Here is a 15,088-nt window from a genome sequence, read left to right as displayed (position 1 = left end):
GCAGCGGCGGCGAGCGCGCCGGCCGCCGCGGCCGGCTCCCATGCAGGCGCCAATGCCAATGCGAACGCCGCGGCGAGCGCTCCTGCCGCGGCCAGCGCGCCGCAAGCGTCGAAGGGCGTGAAGTTTTCGGTGCCGCCGTCCGCCGAACTCGAATACGACACGTTCTACAACGGCGTGCGCAATCAGCCCGGCACGATCCACTGGGCCAGCAACGCACAGGGCTACGAAATGATCGTGTCGGTGCCGCTGCCGTTCGTCGGGCCGTTCGTGTTTGCGAGCCACGGCGGCATCGACGCGTTCGGCCTCGCGCCCGCGCAGTACAGCGAAAAACGCGGCCGCCGTGCGGAAGACATTGCGATCTTCAATCGCGCCGACAAAAAAATCGCCTTCACGCGCACACCTTTGACGCTGCCGCTGCCCGACGGCGCACAGGATCGCTTCAGCGTCGTGATGCAACTCGCGAGTCTCGTGCGCGGCGATCCCGATGCCTATAAGCCCGGCGTCACGCGACAGTTTTTTGTCGTCGATAACGACAGCGGCGAGAACTGGCCGATCGAGACCATCGGCGACGAAACGATTCGCGCGGCGCAAGGCTATCTCGAGACGCGCCATTTCAAACGTCTGCCGCGCCACGACGGCGATCAGCGCCGCATCGACGTATGGCTCGCGCCGTCGCTCGGCTGGCTGCCCGCGCGCATCCTGCAAACGGAGCCGAACGGCACGCAATTCGAACTCGTGTGGCGCGGCAAGCTCGGGTTAGAGGGCGCGTCGCCGAATGGGGACCGCAATAGTGGCACCGCTTCCGTTCCGCCTGGGAGCACACCCGTCTCGTCTGATGACAACGCGCCCGCGAGCGCATCGGCAGTGATGCAAGGAACGCCGCCCGCCGCACCGGTCGATTCGGGCACACCCGAAATCATCAAGCCCTGAGCGCGGTCGGGCCGGGGCCATGCGCCGATCCAACCCGGCACAGGCCGGGGGGCCGGGCGCTTCGCGATGGTTTGCGAGGCAACGAAAAATTTCGCTCCGCGCGGCAGACACGGAGCGATCCGATGCCCTACACTGACGATGGCGTGTCGCCACGATCCAGGCAGATACGGGCACGCCGCCTGCTGTCACACAGGCGACAGCGGACGCGCTCGAAGGCGCCCGCTTCACAAGCTGCCCGATGCCGCGCATCCCGCGTCCATCGGGCGATCCCATCGATTTTCCGCATGACTTGAATCGTTTCTGGAGAGGCCGGTCTAACCGTTAGGTTCGGAATTTTTACCCGCGTCGCACGAGCGTCAATCCGGACCCACCCCTTGAATTCCATCACACATGCTCCACCTATGGTGCAGAAAGGGCGGAAGCCCAACGGAAATAAGGAGTGTCGCCATGCAAATGATCTACAACAGCCCCAACTATTGCGTCGTCGAGTTTCCGCCGCAGGAAGGCCTGCTGGCCATGAAGTCGGGCGGCTACGAGATCGTCGACAAGAACATGCAGCGCGAAATCTATATCGACGGTGCACTGGCGGCGCGTTTTCGCGAACATGTCCAGCAACTGATCGCAGGCGAGCCGTCGCTCGACGAGGTCGATGAATTCCTCGGGCAATTCGACAGTCTCATGCATCAGCCCGTGGTGCTTCACTAAGCTTCTTCACCGAGGTTCTTCACGAATCCAAGGTGATCCGGCCTTGGGTATCGCTATCGTCTTTTGGTATGAATTTCCGCGTTCGCGTAGAGCGAACCTGCATTGGACTGGACGGTGTCGGCCCGCACTCCACCGACACTGCCTCAGACTCGCTACGTCCGAGGCAGACCGGATCGGCCAGCAGCCATTCAACCGCCAACACCCTGTTGCGCGATGTCGCGGCTCGCACGTCGCGTCATTTTTTTGGAGCCCGGCTTATATAGCCGCCAGCGATCGCTGCGACAGCCGTAAGAACGAACCACGCGCAGAAGAAGATATTGGCTGCCTCGGGGTTCGTGTCGAACAGACTTCCAACACCGTGAAGTGCCAGGACGCCATATAAATACAGGCCGCCCCACACGATGACCGTCATCGCACCTGCACCTGAAGCGGCGCCAAAGACGATACGCAAAATAGTGCTCATTTGATTGGGAAGAAAAGAATTACGCTCGCCGCTTTCGAATGCAACGGGTAACCGCAAACCATGCGGCGCCCAATACGAGCGCGACGACGACCCAACACGCAATCGTTAGCGCCAAGAGACAAAGCGTTTCAACGTCGTCTTCGTCGTACATTGCGACAATGCCGCTTGCCCAAACGGCAGCGCGCATCGCATGCCATAGCCACGCTGGAATCCATAGCGAGGTATGGGAGATAAACGCTCCAAGAAACCAGCCTCCGACAAGCGACGAGGCGATATACGCTAGCGCGCATGTCATGCGCCGAAGACGTCCCTTCATCGCCCCCACCGTTCCGTAGGCATGCAACGTGGAACCCCTCAGACGAAATGTTGTAAGGCGGCCTTTATAGCATCGACGAGAATTAGCGAATCTCAATAATGGCCGCACATCAAACGCATGGCCGATGCGTCAGCGGCACTCACCATCCTTGCCGTTCAATTAACGACCGCCACCCGCACCTCACACCTGCGCGACGTCTCCCCCGCCACATAACGCGCGCCCAGCGCCCGCGCCAGACGCATCCGCCCGTCAACGGCTACAATGACGGGTTTCCCGCCAACGCCGGCGCAAGCCCCCGTCCGCCATGAACCAGCCTGCCCAAACCGTCACGCCAGTCCGTTCCGAATCCGCCTACACGCGCGGCACGGCGCTGCCCGCGCTGCTGAATTCGCGCATCCTGATCCTCGACGGCGCGATGGGCACGATGATCCAGCGCTACAAGCTCGACGAAGCCCGCTATCGCGGCGAGCGCTTCAAGGACTACGAGCGCGACATCAAGGGCAACAACGAACTGCTGTCGATCACGCAGCCGCAGATCATTAGCGAGATTCACGAGCAGTACCTGGCGGCAGGCGCCGACATCATCGAGACCAACACGTTCGGCGCGACCACGGTCGCGCAAGCCGACTACGGCATGGAGTCGCTTGCCGTCGAGATGAATCTCGAATCGGCGAAGCTCGCGCGCGCCGCGTGCGACAAATACTCGACGCCCGACAAGCCGCGCTTCGTCGCCGGCGCGATCGGACCGACGCCGAAGACCGCGAGCATTTCGCCCGACGTCAACGATCCGGGCGCGCGCAACGTGACCTTCGACGAACTGCGCACGGCCTACTACGAGCAGGCGAAAGCGCTGCTCGACGGCGGCGCAGACCTGTTCCTCGTCGAAACGATCTTCGACACGCTCAACGCCAAGGCCGCGCTGTTCGCGCTCGACGAACTGTTCGAGGACACCGGCGAGCGTCTGCCGATCATGATCTCGGGCACCGTCACCGACGCCTCGGGCCGCATTCTCTCGGGGCAAACCGTCGAGGCGTTCTGGAACTCGCTGCGTCACGCGAAGCCGCTCACGTTCGGCCTGAACTGCGCGCTCGGCGCGGCGCTGATGCGCCCGTACGTCGCCGAACTCGCGAAGCTCTGCGACACCTACGTGTCGTGCTATCCGAACGCGGGCCTGCCGAACCCGATGAGCGACACCGGCTTCGACGAACTGCCCGCCGATACCTCGGGCCTGCTCAAGGAATTCGCCGAAGCGGGCCTCGTGAACATCGCGGGCGGCTGCTGCGGCACGACGCCCGAGCACATCGCGGCCATCGCGAAGGCGCTCGCCGAACTGAAGCCGCGCAAGTGGCCGAACCAGTACCGCGACGCGGCCTGAACCCCGGCCGCCACGCACCGCGCACAGGCACGACGCTCCGCTCGCCCTTTAATCCAGGTACCGCACGCACCCGACCCGCACCCACGCCATGACCGATCACACCATGCGCCTTGCCGGCCTCGAGCCGTTCAACGTCACGTCCGGGACGCTCTTCATCAACGTCGGCGAACGCACCAACGTGACCGGCTCGAAGGCGTTCGCGCGAATGATCCTGAACAACCAGTTCGACGAAGCACTCGCGGTCGCGCGCCAGCAGGTCGAAAACGGCGCGCAGGTGATCGACGTCAACATGGACGAGGCGATGCTCGATTCGAAAGCGGCGATGGTGCGCTTCATGAATCTGATCGCCTCGGAGCCGGACATCGCGCGCGTGCCGATCATGATCGACTCGTCGAAGTGGGATGTGATCGAGGCGGGCCTCAAGTGCGTGCAAGGCAAGGCGATCGTCAACTCGATCTCGCTGAAGGAAGGCAAGGAGCAGTTCGTTCATCACGCGAAGCTGATTCGCCGCTACGGCGCGGCCAGCGTCGTGATGGCCTTCGACGAACAAGGCCAGGCCGACACGTTCGCGCGCAAGAAGGAAATCTGCCAGCGCTCGTACGAGATTCTGGTCAACGAGGTCGGCTTTCCGCCCGAAGACATCATCTTCGATCCGAACATCTTCGCGGTCGCGACCGGCATCGAGGAGCACAACAACTACGCGGTCGACTTCATCGAGGGAACCCGCTGGATCAAGCAGAACCTGCCGTACGCGAAGGTGAGCGGCGGCGTGTCGAACGTGTCGTTCTCGTTCCGCGGCAACGACCCGGTGCGCGAGGCGATTCACACCGTGTTCCTCTATCACGCGATCCAGGCGGGGATGGACATGGGCATCGTCAACGCGGGCCAGCTCGGCGTGTATGCCGAACTCGATCCCGAGTTGCGCGAGCGCGTCGAAGACGTGGTGCTGAATCGCCGTGAAGACGGCACCGACCGCCTGCTCGAAATCGCCGACAAGTTCAAGACCGGCGCCGCGAAGAAGGAAGAGAACCTCGAGTGGCGCAACCAGCCGGTCGAAAAGCGCCTCGCGCATGCGCTCGTGAGCGGCATCACCACGTTCATCGTGGAAGACACCGAGGAAGTGCGCGCGAAGATCGCCGCGGCGGGCGGCCGTCCGATCAACGTGATCGAAGGCCCGCTGATGGACGGTATGAACATCGTCGGCGACCTGTTCGGCCAGGGCAAGATGTTCCTGCCGCAGGTCGTGAAGTCGGCGCGCGTGATGAAGCAGGCGGTCGCGCATCTGATCCCGTTCATCGAGGAAGAAAAGCGCCAGCTCGCGGCGGCCGGCGGCGACGTGCGCGCGAAGGGCAAGATCGTCATCGCAACGGTGAAGGGAGACGTGCACGACATCGGCAAGAACATTGTGTCGGTCGTGCTCCAGTGCAACAACTTCGAAGTCGTCAACATGGGCGTGATGGTCCCGTGCAACGAGATCCTCGCGAAGGCGAAGGTTGAGGGCGCGGATATCGTCGGGCTGTCCGGCCTCATCACGCCGAGCCTCGAAGAGATGGCCTACGTCGCCTCGGAAATGCAGCGCGACGACTACTTCCGCGTGAAGAAGATTCCGCTGCTGATCGGCGGCGCGACGACCTCGCGCGTGCATACCGCGGTGAAGATCGCGCCGCACTACGAAGGGCCGGTGGTCTACGTGCCGGACGCGTCGCGTTCGGTGTCGGTCGCCTCCAGCCTGCTGTCCGACGAGGGCGCCACGAAGTACATCGACGAACTGAACGCCGATTACACCCGCATCCGCGACCAGCACGCCAACAAGAAAGCGCAGCCGATGGTCACGCTCGCCGAAGCGCGCGCCAATAAGACCAGGATCGACTGGGCGAGCTATCAGCCGGTGAAGCCGAAATTCATCGGCCGGCGCGTGTTCAAGAACTTCGATCTGAACGAGCTCGCGAACTATATCGACTGGGGTCCGTTCTTCCAGACCTGGGACCTCGCCGGTCCGTATCCGGCGATTCTCAACGACGAGATCGTCGGCGAATCGGCGCGGCGCGTGTTCTCGGATGGCAAGTCGATGCTCGCGCGCCTGATTCAGGGCCGCTGGCTGCAGGCGAGCGGCGTCATCATGCTGCTGCCGGCCAACACGGTCAACGACGACGACATCGAAATCTACACGGACGAATCGCGCAGCGAAGTCGCGCTGACATGGCGCAATCTGCGCCAGCAGAGCGTGCGGCCCGTGGTCGATGGCGTCATGCGGCCGAACCGCTCGCTCGCCGACTTCATCGCGCCGAAGGACTCGGGCGTGGCCGATTACATCGGCATGTTCGCGGTCACGGCGGGGCTTGGCGTCGACGTGAAGGAAAAGCAGTTCGAGAAGGACCTCGACGACTACAGCGCGATCATGCTGAAGGCGCTCGCGGACCGCCTCGCCGAAGCGTTCGCCGAGGCGATGCATGCGCGCGTGCGGCGCGACCTGTGGGGCTATGCGAACAGCGAGAACCTCTCGAACGACGAACTGATCGCCGAAAAGTATCGCGGCATCCGCCCGGCGCCGGGCTATCCGGCCTGCCCCGACCATCTGGTGAAGCGCGACATGTTCGAGGTGCTGCAAGCGGACGAGATCGGCATGAGCGTGACCGAATCGCTGGCGATGCTGCCGGCCGCGAGCGTCTCGGGCTTCTATCTCGCGCATCCGGACAGCACCTATTTCTCGGTCGGCAAGATCGGCGCGGATCAGCTCGAGGACTACGCGCAGCGCATGGCGCTGTCGAAGACGGACGCCGAACGCGCGTTGGCGCCGCTGCTGTAAGCGGCGGCGCATGGCATGACCGGGCACCGGGCAGGCCGCCGCATGACCCGGTGCGGCGCCCCCACTATATCGGCCCCGAAAGGCTGAATATTTCCGCCCGCCGAATTTTCGGCTTTGTAGACTGAGTCGGCTTTCACCCTGTCAGGCGCGGCCAAAACGCGCCGGCTCATCCAGATTGCAACCGTCAACGGAGAAAATCGTATGAAGAAGCTGACGCTGTTATTGACTGCCGTTTCGCTGGCCGCGGGCGCTTCCGTAGCGCTCGCGCAGCCGGCCGCGCCGGGTGGCTCGAGCGCGGTCAGTTCGTACTCGCCGCCCACCGAGAAACACGTGAAGAAGCCGAAGAAGAGCAAGAAGAAGAAAGGCGCGGCGGCATCGGCAGCCGCACCGGCTGAGTCCGCGAGCCAGTAGGCGGCCGCAGCGGCAAACAGCAGGCAGCCCCGCTTCGGAACCGGGGAATGGCAAAGAGCCCGCATCGAGCGGGCTCTTTTTGTTGCGGGCGGCAATCTGTGCCGGCGTTCAGCCGCGGCCGGAAACTACGCCGCCGCGCCATTCGCAGCAGCCACCGCCGCCCTGTTCACCTGGCAGCTCGAATCAAAGCCCCCAAACGATGTCCGCGTCTTCTTTCTGCGCCGCGCGCAGCATGTCGAGGAACGGATACGCGCGCTGCGCGAGTCCCGGCGGAATCTCGTGATGCTCGTGGCCGTCCTCGTGCTCGTGGAAATGGCCATCGTGCTCGGCGCGCTCCTGCTTGTCGAACGTGATCGCCGCTTCAAGCTTCTCGATCGCGCTGCCCAGTTCCTCGTGAGTGATGACGCCCCGCTCCCCAAGGCGTTTGCCGACAATGCCGACGAGATACTGGGCGAGATTTTCGAGCATCATCACGTCAGGGCTGGCGTGGCATTTGAAAGTAATCAACATAACTGTTCCCTTTGTCGTTATATGGAGTTGACGCGCGAGCGGCACTAACACGCGCCTCACGTGGACTCGCCGTGCGGTCGCGGCGGCCTCGGCCCGTGACAGGCATCTCATTGAACATATTAGCACCTGCTAAAATCCGTCTGAACGGAAAAGCGCGCCGCCCGGCGCCGCGTGCAACGAAGCGCGACGAGCCTGCGCAAGCGCGTGGCCAGGGTGGCCAGGCGACGAGCCGCAACGCCCGTGCCACGCTCGACAACTCGACGGCGAGCCGCCGCGCGTGACCCACCGCATCGCGGATACCCCCCGCGGTTACGCCACGGGTCAAGCCGCCGCCGGCGGTCGACATGAGCGCCGCGTCACTTGCCGCCGCGCCTTCCATGCGGCCGACACCGGCCGCGGCCGGCGCCTCTTCCGCCTTACCGGATTGCCTCACTGGACTCGCAACACGCATGCTGCCCGCACATAAACACACACTCGAAACCCTGCTCGCCGAGACGGTGAACCAGGTCGCGACGGCCACGCAAGGCGCGACCGAAGCCACGTTCGTCCCGCCCGCCATCGCGCTGGAGCGCCCGAAAGTCGCCGCGCACGGCGACGTCGCGTGCAACGTGGCGATGCAGCTCGCCAAGCCGCTGCGCGCCAATCCGCGCCAGCTCGCGCAACAGATCGTCGACGCGCTGCTTGCGCACCCGCAAGCCAGGGGCCTCGTCGAAACCGCCGAAGTGGCGGGCCCCGGCTTCATCAACCTGCGTCTCACGGCCCAGGCCAAACAGGGCGTGATCGCCGCTGTGTTCGCCGAGCAGGACGCCTACGGCCGCTCGCGGCGCGACGCCGGCAAGCACGTGCTGATCGAGTTCGTGTCGGCCAACCCGACCGGCCCGCTGCACGTCGGCCACGGCCGCCAGGCCGCGCTCGGCGACGCGCTCGCCAACGTGCTGACCTCGCAGGGCTGGGACGTGCATCGCGAGTTCTACTACAACGACGCCGGCGTGCAGATCCACACGCTCGCGCTGTCGACCCAGGCGCGCGCGCGCGGCCTCGCCCCCGGCGACGCCGGCTGGCCCGCGTCGGCCTACAACGGCGAGTACATCGCCGACATCGCGAAGGATTACCTGAACGGCGTCACGGTCGAGGCGAGCGACGGCGCACCCGTCACCGGCGCGGGCGACGTCGAAGACCTCGAGGCGATCCGCCGCTTCGCAGTGACGTATCTGCGCCGCGAGCAGGACATGGACCTGCAGGCATTCGGCGTGAAGTTCGACCAGTACTACCTGGAATCGTCGCTGTACACCGAAGGCCGCGTCGAGAAAACGGTCGACGCGCTGATCGCCGCGGGCAAGACCTACGAGCAGGAAGGCGCGCTGTGGCTGCGCACCACCGACGACGGCGACGACAAGGACCGCGTGATGCGCAAGACCGACGGCACCTACACGTACTTCGTGCCGGACGTCGCCTATCACGTCGCGAAGTGGGAACGCGGCTTCACGAAGGTCATCAACGTGCAGGGCTCGGACCACCACGGCACGATCGCACGGGTGCGCGCGGGCCTGCAGGGTCTCGGCATCGGCATTCCGAAGGGTTACCCCGACTACATCCTGCACAAGATGGTCACGGTCATGCGCAACGGCGAAGAGGTGAAAATCTCCAAGCGCGCGGGCAGCTACGTGACGGTGCGCGACCTGATCGAATGGTCGGGCGGCGCGACGCCGGGCTCGGAAGCGGCTGTCGATCTGATCGACGAGGAAACGATTCGCCGCGGCCGCGACGCGGTGCGCTTCTTCCTGATCTCGCGCAAGGCGGACACCGAATTCGTGTTCGACATCGACCTCGCGCTGAAGCAGAACGACGAGAACCCGGTCCACTACGTGCAGTACGCGCATGCGCGCATCTGCTCGGTGATCGCCGAGTGCAACGCGCGCTACGGCCTCGACGAGAGCGCGCTCGCGAGCGTCGACCTCGCGCCGCTCGCGAGCGAACGCGCGATGGCGCTGCTCAACAAGCTCGCCGAGTTCCCGGACATGCTGCAACACGCCGCCGACGAACTCGCGCCGCACGCGGTCGCGTTCTACCTGCGCGACCTCGCCGGAGAATTCCACTCGTTCTACAATGACCGGGCCGAGCGCGTGCTGGTCGACGATGCGGCCGAACGCAACGCACGCGTCGCGCTGCTCGCGGCCACGCGCCAGGTGCTCGCCAACGGTCTCGCGACGATCGGTGTCTCCGTCCCCGTCAAGATGTAACTCCCCGGCGCAACATGTATGCGGCCGTCGTTATAATCGACGGCCGTTCCTGGATTCTTTTTGCAGGTGATTCGTACGATGGCAAAACCACGCCGCACAACAAAGCAGTCGAAGCAAACCGGGGGCACGTTTCTCGGTATCGTGCTGGGCCTGATCGTCGGCCTGGCGATCGCGGTCGTGGTGGCGCTGTATATCACCCGTGCGCCGACCCCGTTCGTCTCGAAGGTCGCGCCGCCGGCCGCGACCGACAACGGCGCGAGCCAGGCGCAATACGACCCGAACCGTCCGCTGCAAGGCAAGACGCCGGGCCAGCCGGTGCCGCAGGCCGCGCAACCGGCGCCGCCCAACACCGCGCCGGGTCAGACCAATGCGCAGACCCAGTCGGGCATGCTCGAAGAGCCGCAGATCGTCGAAGTGCCGCCGTCGGCCGGCAATGCGAACGGCACCGCGGTCGCGCCGAAGCCCGCGCAGGACAACGGCGGCGGCGAGATCGCCGCACCGGCGCCCGTGAAAAAACCGCAGGCAGCGGGCACGCCGGCCGCGACGGCGGCAGGCTCCGCGCCGAAGAGCGCGAACACCACGAGCACCGCGAACACCAAGGCGGGTTCGACCGCCGCGCCGGCCCCGGGTGACGCGAACACCGGCTACTTCCTGCAGGTGGGCGCGTACAAGACCGCCGCCGACGCCGAACAGCAGCGCGCACGCCTCGCGTTCCAGGGCTTCGAGTCGAAGGTGACGCAGCGCGACGCGGGCGGGGTGACCTACTACCGCGTGCGCATCGGGCCGTTCGCGAAGTTCGAGGACATGAATTCGAGCCGCCAGCGTCTGTCGGACGCCGGTGTCGATACCGCGGTGATCCGCTTCACCAAGCAATGAACACACCGTAACGCCGGCCCACGCGCCGCCGCCGAACTATCGGCGCGCGGCGCGTGTCACAAGCACGATGGCCGCGTCGCATAAGATAGCGGCCACGCCGAATCCGCATAACGGTGACGGGCATTTGCGCAGCGTCACCGCTCTACCGCCTACCTGGGTCAACTCAAATGAAAAAACTGCTGAGCATTCTGTTTCTCTCGCTGGGACTCGTCGCCGCCACGGCGCACGCGTCGCCGGCCGCGCCGGTCGCCGGCAAGGACTACACGGTGCTGGCCTCGCCGCAGCCGACCGACGTGCCGGCCGGCAAGATCGAAGTCACCGAGTTCTTCTGGTACGGCTGCCCGCACTGCAATGAATTCAACCCGTTCCTCGAAGCATGGGTCAAGAAGCAGGGTCCGGACGTCGTGTTCCGCCGCGTGCCGGTCGCCTTCCGCGACGACTTCATCCCGCATTCGAAGATGTTCCACGCGCTCGACGCGCTCGGTCTCGCCAACGAACTGACGCCGAAGGTCTTCAACGAAATCCACGTCAACAAGGACTATCTGCTGACGCCGGAAGACCAGGTCAAATTCCTCTCGAAGCTCGGCGTCGATCCGAAGAAGTACATGGACGCATACAACTCGTTCTCGACGCAAAGCGCGCTGCAGAAGGACAAGAAGCTGCTCGACGACTACAAGATCGACGGCGTGCCGACGCTCGCGGTGCAGGGCAAGTATGAAACCGGTCCGGCCGCGACCAACAGCCTGCCGGGCACGACCCAGGTGCTCGACTATCTCGTCTCGCAAATCCGCGCGAAGAAGATGTAATCACGGGCGCCGGAATGACTTCACCGCTGAAGGTTTTCATTACCGGCGCTTCGAGCGGTATCGGCCTCGCGCTCGCCGGCGAATATGCCCGGCGCGGCGCGATTCTCGGCCTCGTCGCCCGCCGCGGCGACGCGCTCGCCGCCTTCCGGCAGTCCCATCCCCACAACACCGTCTCGATCTATCCCGTCGACGTGCGCGACGCGGAAGCGCTCGCCGAAGCGGCCGCGCAGTTCATCGCGCAACACGGCCAGCCCGACGTCGTGATCGCCAACGCCGGCATCAGCCGCGGCGCGCTGACCGGTCACGGCGATCTGCGCACGTTCCGCGAAGTGATGGACATCAACTACTTCGGCATGGTCGCCACGTTCGAGCCGTTCGCCGCCGCGATGGCGGCCGAGCGGCGCGGCACGCTGGTCGGCATTGCCAGCGTCGCGGGCGTGCGCGGCTTGCCGGGTTCGGGCGCGTATAGCGCGTCGAAGTCGGCGGCGCTGAAGTATCTCGAAGCGTTGCGCGTCGAAATGCGACCGCAGGGCGTCGGCGTCGTCACGATCGCGCCCGGCTACATCCGCACGCCGATGACCGAGCACAACCCGTACTCGATGCCGTTTCTGATGAACGCGGACCGTTTCGCGGCAAAGGTCGCGCGGGCGGTCGAGCGGCAAACCTCGTTCGCGGTGTTTCCGTGGCAGATGCGCGTGGTGGCGATGCTGCTGCACGTGCTGCCGCGCTGGCTCTACGACCGCGTGTTCGAACGCGCGCCGCGCAAGCCGCGCGCCGCCGCCGAGTAGACCATGCCAACCCGTGCGGTCGATGCAACCGGCGTCGCGCACACTCCAGCGGGCGCCGCTGCGCGCATCGTCTCGCTCGTGCCGAGCCTCACCGAAACGCTGTTCGCGCTCGGCCTCGAGCGGCAGATCGTCGGGCGCACCGGCTTTTGCGTGCATCCGCGCGACAAGGTGCGCGCGGTGCCGAAAGTCGGCGGCACCAAGACCGTCAAGCTCGACGCGATCCGCGCGCTGCGCCCGACCCACCTGATCGTCAATATCGACGAAAACGAGCGCGGCACCGTCGAGCAATTGCGCGCGTTCGTGCCGCACATCGTCGTTACCCATCCGCAAACACCGCGCGACAACCTCGCGCTCTACGCCCTGCTCGGCGCGATCTTCGGGCGCGAAGAAGAAGCGCGGCACCTTGCCGGCGCGCTCGAAGCGCGTCTACGGGAAGCCGCCGCGGGCAGCTTCGCCGCGCAAAACGTGCTGTACCTGATCTGGCGCGAACCGTGGATGAGCGTCGCGCGCGACACCTACATCGCCGCGACGCTGCGGCTCGTGAACTGGCACACGCTGCCCGACGTGCGAGGCGGCAGCGCGGGCGCGGCGCGTTATCCGGCGCTCGATTTCGACGACGCGCCGTGGCTCGGCGAGGTCGACCGCGTGCTGCTATCGAGCGAGCCGTATCGCTTCACGTCCGCGCATCGCGATGCGCTCGCGCGCGATCCGCGCCTCGCCGGCAAGCGCATCGAGCTGATCGACGGCGAGATGACATCGTGGTACGGCGTGCGCGCGATCGACGGCATCGGCTATCTGCTGCGCCATGCGGCGGCGGCTTGAGCGTTGGCGGATTGCCTGCCTGAGCCTGGCCACACGCGTCGCGGTACGTGCGGCACGTTCAGGCACACCGCGCCAGCCCCCGGCCCCATATGAATATGTGGATTAAGTTGTTGTCGCCATCCGGCCCCTTCGATAAGCTTTCGCGAAGGCGCGCCGCCAGCAAGGCAAGGCTTCGGAGCCCCAGGGGCCCCGGAATCGCCCGGTCCGAGGCACTTGAGGGCAGCGCCGGGAACGTATCACAATCGTGGCGACGCCCGCGCCCATCCCGCGTCACCGCATAAACACAACCAGACGCACTGCCTGACTGCGCTCGTCATCGGAGATCCTATGCGCTTCAAACTGCTCGCAGCCGCCCTACTGCTCACGGCGCCCGCGCTCGTGCTCGCCAAACCGCTGACCGTCTGCACCGAATCGAGCCCCGACGGCTTCGACGTCGTGCAGTTCAACTCGCTCGTCACGACCAATGCCTCGGCCGACGTGATCTTCAACTCGCTGGTCTCGTTCGACGAAGCCGCGAAGAAGGTCGTCCCCGCGCTCGCGGATAAATGGGAAGTGAGTCCCGACGGCCTTACCTACACGTTCCATCTGCGCCCGAACGTGCAGTTCCAGACCACCGACTACTTCAAGCCCACGCGCGCGCTGAACGCCGACGACGTGGTCTTCACGTTCGACCGCATGCTCGACGACAACAACCCGTGGCACAAGGTCGCAGGCGCGAGCGGCTTTCCGCATGCGCAGTCGATGGGCCTGCCGAAGCTCATCAAGTCGATCAGCAAGGTCGACGACAACACCGTCAAGTTCGAACTCAACGCGCCCGATGCGACCTTCATCTCGATCCTGACGATGGGCTTCGCGTCGATCTATTCGGCCGAATACGCGGACCAGCTGCACAAGGCCGGCAAGGAAGTCGACCTGAACGCGAAGCCGATCGGCACGGGCCCGTTCGTGCTGAAGAGCTACACGAAAGACGCGGTGATCCGCTACGACGTGAACCCGACCTACTGGGGGCCGAAGCCGAAGATCGACCGCCTGATCTACGCGATCACGCCCGATGCGACCGTGCGCGCGCAGAAGGTGAAGGCGGGCGAATGCCAGATCGCGCTGTCGCCGAAGCCGCAGGATCTCGCCGAGGCGAAGCAGGACAAATCGCTCGCGATCGTCGAAACGCCCGCGTTCATGACGGCCTTCGTCGCGCTGAACACGCAGAAGAAGCCGCTCGACAACCAGAAGGTGCGCGCCGCGCTGAACATGGCGTTCGACCGCACGACGTATCTGAAGACCGTGTTCGACAACACCGCGACGCCGGCCGTGAATCCGTATCCGCCGAACACGTGGAGCTACAACCACTCGATCAAGGGCTGGCCGTACGATCCGGCGAGAGCGAAGAAGCTGCTCGCCGATGCGGGCTATCCGAACGGCTTCGAAACGACGATCTGGGTGCGGCCGAACGGCAGTGTGCTGAACCCGAATCCGAAGGCCGGCGCCGAACTGTTGCAGGCCGACTTCGCGAAGATCGGCGTGAAAGCGGACGTGAAGGTGATCGAATGGGGCGAGCTCATCAAGCAGGCCAAGCAAGGGCAGCACGATTCGCTGTTCATGGGCTGGGCGGGCGACAACGGCGACCCGGACAACTATCTGTCGCCGCTCTTTAGCTGCAACGCGGTGAAGTCGGGCATCAACTTCGCGCGCTTCTGCGATCAGGATCTCGACAAGCTGATCGCCGACGGCAAGGCCACGTCCGATATCGCGAAGCGCACGAAAGCGTATGAAGCCGCGCAGCAGATCATCCACGACGAAGCGCTGTGGATTCCGCTTGGCTATCCGACTGCCGCGGCGATCACGCGGACGAACGTGAGCGGTTATCGCGTGAGTCCATTCGGGCGGCAGAATTTCGGAGCCGTGGCGGTGCAGTGATTTCGTCGCGCGGCTGAAAGCGGCAACGGGGAAGCCGGCCTTCATGGGCCGGCTTTTTTATTGCCGCGTTTCGGCTTGATGCGGGACGCTCCGACCCCGCCGGCATGTGCCGCGCCGGATCTGTCC

The 15,088-nt window shown here is 65.1% G+C and carries 12 protein-coding genes and 1 pseudogene; 11 read left to right on the top strand and 2 right to left on the bottom strand.

All coding sequences use genetic code 11. The features are described from left to right. Together G3N58_RS13420 and G3N58_RS13415 are read left to right on the top strand one after the other, a co-directional pair. The coding region (locus G3N58_RS13420; RefSeq protein ID WP_205999373.1) for a DUF3108 domain-containing protein at positions 1 to 930 on the top strand (930 nt) is incomplete at its 5' end. Positions 931 to 1,377: 447 nt separating this feature from the next. Then, on the top strand, positions 1,378 to 1,635 hold the full coding sequence (locus G3N58_RS13415; RefSeq protein ID WP_167042421.1) for a DUF3567 domain-containing protein: 258 nt from the start codon (positions 1,378 to 1,380) through the stop codon (positions 1,633 to 1,635). A gap of 235 nt (positions 1,636 to 1,870) precedes the next feature. Here the strand turns inward: G3N58_RS13415 and G3N58_RS13410 are convergent, their stop codons facing one another. Then, positions 1,871 to 2,098, bottom strand: coding sequence for a hypothetical protein (locus G3N58_RS13410; RefSeq protein WP_167042419.1), 228 nt, complete (start codon positions 2,096 to 2,098; stop codon positions 1,871 to 1,873). A gap of 620 nt (positions 2,099 to 2,718) precedes the next feature. On the opposite strand from G3N58_RS13410, the gene G3N58_RS13405 reads away from it, so the two are divergent. The 3 genes and pseudogenes from G3N58_RS13405 to G3N58_RS13395 all read left to right on the top strand — a co-directional run bounded on the left by G3N58_RS13405 (position 2,719) and on the right by G3N58_RS13395 (position 7,006). After that, positions 2,719 to 3,789: a homocysteine S-methyltransferase family protein gene (locus tag G3N58_RS13405; protein ID WP_205999372.1), complete on the top strand. Its 1,071-nt coding sequence runs from the start codon at positions 2,719 to 2,721 to the stop codon at positions 3,787 to 3,789. A 79-nt stretch (positions 3,790 to 3,868) separates the two neighbouring features. After that, positions 3,869 to 6,595: pseudogene (gene metH / locus G3N58_RS13400) on the top strand (methionine synthase); the annotation flags it as partial. A gap of 201 nt (positions 6,596 to 6,796) precedes the next feature. After that, positions 6,797 to 7,006, top strand: coding sequence for an acid-shock protein (locus tag G3N58_RS13395; RefSeq protein WP_167042413.1), 210 nt, complete (start codon positions 6,797 to 6,799; stop codon positions 7,004 to 7,006). 183 nt (positions 7,007 to 7,189) lie between these two features. On the opposite strand, the gene G3N58_RS13390 is transcribed toward G3N58_RS13395, so the two are convergent. Then, positions 7,190 to 7,516 carry a DUF1840 domain-containing protein gene (locus G3N58_RS13390; RefSeq protein WP_167042410.1) on the bottom strand — a complete coding sequence of 109 codons (327 nt, stop codon included), beginning with the start codon at positions 7,514 to 7,516 and terminating at the stop codon, positions 7,190 to 7,192. A 449-nt stretch (positions 7,517 to 7,965) separates the two neighbouring features. On the opposite strand from G3N58_RS13390, the gene argS reads away from it, so the two are divergent. The 6 genes from argS (at position 7,966) to G3N58_RS13360 (ending at position 14,962) form a co-directional block, all read left to right on the top strand. After that, the gene (gene argS, locus G3N58_RS13385) at positions 7,966 to 9,756 is read left to right on the top strand and encodes an arginine--tRNA ligase (RefSeq protein ID WP_167042408.1); all 1,791 of its coding nucleotides are present in this window, start codon (positions 7,966 to 7,968) and stop codon (positions 9,754 to 9,756) included. 60 nt (positions 9,757 to 9,816) lie between these two features. After that, a complete protein-coding gene (locus G3N58_RS13380; RefSeq protein WP_167042406.1) occupies positions 9,817 to 10,632 on the top strand; it encodes an SPOR domain-containing protein in 816 nt (271 codons plus the stop codon). Positions 10,633 to 10,799: 167 nt separating this feature from the next. Further along, the gene (locus tag G3N58_RS13375) at positions 10,800 to 11,438 is read left to right on the top strand and encodes a thiol:disulfide interchange protein DsbA/DsbL (protein ID WP_167282339.1); all 639 of its coding nucleotides are present in this window, start codon (positions 10,800 to 10,802) and stop codon (positions 11,436 to 11,438) included. 14 nt (positions 11,439 to 11,452) lie between these two features. Then, complete coding sequence (locus G3N58_RS13370) at positions 11,453 to 12,226, top strand: SDR family oxidoreductase (RefSeq protein ID WP_205999371.1); 774 nt, start codon at positions 11,453 to 11,455, stop codon at positions 12,224 to 12,226. A gap of 3 nt (positions 12,227 to 12,229) precedes the next feature. Beyond that, positions 12,230 to 13,048, top strand: a complete 819-nt coding sequence (locus tag G3N58_RS13365; RefSeq protein WP_205999370.1) for a helical backbone metal receptor — start codon at positions 12,230 to 12,232, stop codon at positions 13,046 to 13,048. Positions 13,049 to 13,375: 327 nt separating this feature from the next. Continuing rightward, the gene (locus G3N58_RS13360) at positions 13,376 to 14,962 is read left to right on the top strand and encodes an ABC transporter substrate-binding protein (RefSeq protein ID WP_167282332.1); all 1,587 of its coding nucleotides are present in this window, start codon (positions 13,376 to 13,378) and stop codon (positions 14,960 to 14,962) included. The last annotated feature ends 126 nt before the right edge of the window (positions 14,963 to 15,088 follow it).

This window comes from Paraburkholderia sp. Ac-20342, assembly GCF_017104985.1.
Lineage (GTDB): Bacteria > Pseudomonadota > Gammaproteobacteria > Burkholderiales > Burkholderiaceae > Paraburkholderia.
This window is presented reverse-complemented; position numbering and strand designations above follow the sequence as displayed.